3 protein-coding genes are annotated in these 3,433 nt (G+C 69.4%); 2 read left to right on the top strand and 1 reads right to left on the bottom strand.

Annotated features, from left to right (window positions below; genetic code table 11):
- On the top strand, positions 1 to 1,190 hold a 1,190-nt coding region (locus ACIKT0_RS15340; protein WP_407106190.1), incomplete at its 5' end, for an outer membrane beta-barrel protein.
- Positions 1,191 to 1,299: 109 nt separating this feature from the next.
- Positions 1,300 to 2,244, top strand: a complete 945-nt coding sequence (locus ACIKT0_RS15345) for a DMT family transporter (protein WP_407106192.1) — start codon at positions 1,300 to 1,302, stop codon at positions 2,242 to 2,244.
- 6 nt (positions 2,245 to 2,250) lie between these two features.
- Here ACIKT0_RS15345 and galU read toward each other — a convergent pair whose 3' ends face one another.
- Positions 2,251 to 3,129, bottom strand: coding sequence for a UTP--glucose-1-phosphate uridylyltransferase GalU (gene galU, locus ACIKT0_RS15350; protein ID WP_407106193.1), 879 nt, complete (start codon positions 3,127 to 3,129; stop codon positions 2,251 to 2,253).
- Positions 3,130 to 3,433 lie beyond the last annotated feature (304 nt).

Below are 3,433 nucleotides of genomic sequence, written 5' to 3' on the forward strand. Positions count from 1 at the left end.
CGTCGGCCCTGAAGTCCGGCGGCTCAGGCCGCCGCGGCTGGGCCGACGAAGAGGCCTATGCGCCGACCGGCGTGCGCGCCGGCGCGTTCATCCTGCGGCCCTCGCTGGAGACAGCGGGCGGGTACGACACCAACCCGCTGCGCGATTCGGGAGGCGGCAAGAGCTCGCCCTTCTACCGCCTGCGCGGCGTCCTGGACGCCCAGTCGGACTGGGAACGTCACGAGGTGACCGTCAGGCTCGACGGGCAGATCCGCCGCTACACGGACCTGCCGTCGCCGGGCTACGAGCCCAATCTCAGCGCGGTCGTCGACGGGCGGTTCGACGTCACCCGGCAGACGCAGATCACGTCCCAGCTGCGCGCCTCGCTCACCACGCCCCGGCGCGGCGACCCCGACACGCCGACCAATATCGAGGGCGACGAGGTCGACAAGTCGATCGGGGCGACTTTGGGCGTGGCGCACGCCTTCAACCGGCTGAGCTTCAAGGTGGAGGGCCTCGTGGACCGCTACCTGTTCAACGACGCGAAGCTCCAGAACGGCGAGACGCTCGACAACTCCGACCGGATCTACAACGCCTATGAGATCAGGGCGCGCGGCGCCTACGAGCTCTCGCCGGCGCTGCAGCCCTTCGCGGAAGTCGCGGTCGACACGCGCGACTACGACAGGACCATCGGGGACGACGGCCGCAGGCTCGGCTCGAGCGGCTACGCGCTCCGCGGCGGCGCGCGCTTCGAGGCCACCCGTCTGATCACCGGCGAGGCCGCCATCGGCTACGGCCGGCAGACGCCCAAGGACAACGACCTCAAGCCGGTCGACGGTCTCATCTTCGACGCGGACGTGACCTGGACCGCGACGGCTCTCACCACGGTGCGGCTGAACGCCCAGACTTCGTTCCAGGAGACCACGCTCGACGGCGCGGGCGGCGTCCTGGAGCGCAGCGCCGGGATCGCGGTCGAGCACCGTCTCCGCCGCAACCTCATCATGACCGGCCGCGCCGATTACGTGCGGTCGAGCTATCGCGGGATCGGGCGGGTGGACGACGGGCTGACGCTGACCCTGGAAGGCGAGTACCGGCTGAACCGCACGCTTTCGATGATCGGCAGCTTCCAGCACGAGCGGCTCGACAGCAACCTGCCCGGCGAGGACTACAAAGCCTCGATCATCGAGTTCGGCATGAGGGTGCGGCGCTGACCCGCTGCGCGCGCATGGCGGTCATGCGCTGAGAAGCGCCGTTGGTTGACGCGCGTTAAGCATCGTTGCGGTAGCTAGAGGCCTCCTCTCGCTCCCGGCGCTTATCTTCATGTCAGTCACCGATCTCGGAGTCTCGGCGCGCGGCCGCGCGCTCGATCCGACCGCGCGCGGCGTCATCGCGATGGTCGTCGGCATGGCGTTCCAGGTGTCGAACGACGCCGTGGTCAAGCTGATCGCCGCGCGCCTTCCGGCCTCGGAGATCATGGCGCTGCGCGGCGTGATGGCGATCGTGCTGATGCTCGCCGTCATCCTGGCCGCCGGTCACGGGCCGCGACTGAAGACCCTCGCCAATCCGCTGGTCGTGCTGCGATCGGCGCTCGAGGCCGGCTGCTGTCTGCTCTACGTCACGGCCCTGTCCGGGCTGGGGCTCGCCGAGTTCACCAGCATCGTTCAGGCGACGCCGCTCATTCTCACCGCGATAGCCGTCGCGATCGGCTGGCAGAGCGTCGGGGCGCGGCGCTGGGCCGCTATCGGGGTCGGCTTCGTGGGCGTTCTGCTGGTCGCCAAGCCCTCGCCGAGCGGCGTGAACGCCTATGCGGCGCTCGCGCTTCTTTCGGCGGTCATCATGGCGGTGCGCGATCTGGTGACGCGCCGCATTCCCGGCCACGCGCCCTCGCTGGTGGTGACGCTCGGAGCCACCATCGCGGTGACCCTGCTGGGCGCCGCCGGCGGCGCTGCGCAGCCCGGCTCCTGGATCGCGCCGAACACCCGCGAGATCATCCTGCTCGTCGGCGTGGCGGCGCTCGTCTGCGCCTGCAACATGACGATCGTGCTCGCCTTCCGGCTCGGCGACATGGCCGTGGTCGGGCCGTTCCGCTACAGCGTCATCCTCGGTTCGCTGATCCTCGGATACGCCGTGTGGGGGGATCGGCCGGACGCGCTCGGCCTCGTAGGCGCGGCGCTGATCGTCGGCTCCGGCCTCTACGCGCTGCGGCGGGAGCGCGAGCGCGGCGAACCGACGACCGCCGCGGAGGGCGTCGCCGGTCCGGTCTGAGCGCGGTCAGAGAGCGAGCAGCGTCTCGAGCTCGGTGCGGAAGTCGCCGGCCATTTCGGGGCGGGCGAGCGCGTAGGCCACGTTCGCGGTCAGGAAGCCGATCTTGGAGCCGGTGTCGTAGACCTTGCCCGGGAAGTTGTAGCCCGAGAAAGGCTGCGTCTCGGTCAGCCGCAGCATCGAGTCCGTGAGCTGGATCTCGCCGCCGGCGCCCGCCTCCTGCCGGCTGAGCAGCTCGAAGATCTCCGGCTGCAGGATGTAGCGGCCCGAGATCGCGAGGTTCGACTCGGCCGTGCCGGGCTTGGGCTTCTCGACCATCGAGGTCATCCGGAAGCCCTTGCCGACCTTCTCGCCGGCGCCGACGATGCCGTACTGGTGCGTCTGGTCCTCAGGCACCTCGTAGACCGAGACGACGTTGCCGCCTCCGGCCTCCTCGTAGACGTCCATCATGTCTGCGAGGCAGCCGCGCGGCGACTGGTGCAGCATGTCGGGCAGCAGCAGCGCGAACGGCTCGTCGCCGACGATGTCGCGCGCGCACCATACGGCGTGGCCGAGGCCGAGCGGCTCCTGCTGGCGGGTGAAGCTGGTCTGGCCGGCCGCCGGGAGCATCTCCCTCAGCAGCTCGAGCTCCTTGGTCTTGCCGCGCCGCTCGAGGGTGGCGTCGAGCTCGAAATGCTTGTCGAAATGATCCTCGATCACGCTTTTGTTGCGTCCGGTCACGAAGATGAAATGCTCCACGCCGGCGGCTCTCGCCTCCTCGACCACATGCTGGATCGCTGGGCGGTCGACGATGGTCAGCATCTCCTTGGGAACAGCCTTGGTGGCGGGCAGGAAGCGCGTGCCGAGACCGGCGACAGGGAACACGGCTTTGCGGATCTTGCGGGACATGAGGGCTCCAGGAGGGGGCAGCAGCCGCAGATTGGCCGCGGTCGGCGTGTAGATTTGTGTCGTTCGGGCGGTCCGTAAAGGGCGGGACGCGCGATCGACGTATCAAAGCGGGATTGGAACGCGGTTAACGGAATGCAAACTCTGACGCGTATCCTCAGCGGAGCATTCAGAGCAGCGACGTCGCCCCGACGGGCAGGGCGCGTCGCGGGAGAATACGCCATGACGAACGGAACTCGCGCGCGCCTGATGCGCGCCTTCGCCGCGACGGCCCTGGGCCTGGCCGCAGCGCTGGCGGTCGCGCCGG

The sequence above is a fragment of the Hansschlegelia beijingensis genome (assembly GCF_045505405.1).
In the GTDB taxonomy this organism is placed as follows: domain Bacteria; phylum Pseudomonadota; class Alphaproteobacteria; order Rhizobiales; family Methylopilaceae; genus Methylopila; species Methylopila beijingensis_A.